This is a genomic window from Paraliomyxa miuraensis, assembly GCF_026337845.1.
GTDB classification, from domain to species: Bacteria; Myxococcota_A; Polyangia; order Nannocystales; family Nannocystaceae; genus Paraliomyxa; species Paraliomyxa miuraensis.
On sequence record NZ_JAOVZF010000057.1, the window covers coordinates 1 to 411 of the forward strand.

A 411-nucleotide genomic window follows, 5' to 3' on the forward strand; every position below is an offset into this window, starting at 1 on the left:
CGGCCTGGGGACGATCGTCTCCTCCACGACCACCAACGACGCCGAGCAGCGGATCTACGAGGTCGATGCGATGCTCGACGATCAATCCGCGTGGATCGTGGGCCGTGCCGAGGCGTGGAGCGAGCAGAGCTGCGTGGGTGGTGGGTGTGTCGAGCGTGCTCACACCGCGACCTACGATCCGGCCACCGGGGCCGTCTCCAGCTCGACCTTTGCTCCCAACGACACGGTGGCGCGGCTCGACACCACGTATGGGTACGACGGCCGTGGCAACGTGATCACGACCACCCTGACCAACCTCCAGGACGACGTTCGCACAACCACCACCACGTGGGACGCCGAGGGCGTGCATCCCGAGTCGATGATCAATGCGGCGGGGCACGAGAGCTGGGTGATCCACGAGCCCGGCACGGG

At 67.2% G+C, this 411-nt stretch carries 1 protein-coding gene; it reads left to right on the top strand.

Annotated elements, in window-relative coordinates:
- Positions 1 to 411, top strand: a 411-nt coding sequence (locus OEB96_RS00245) for a hypothetical protein (protein WP_266213365.1), incomplete at both ends; no start/stop codon positions are given.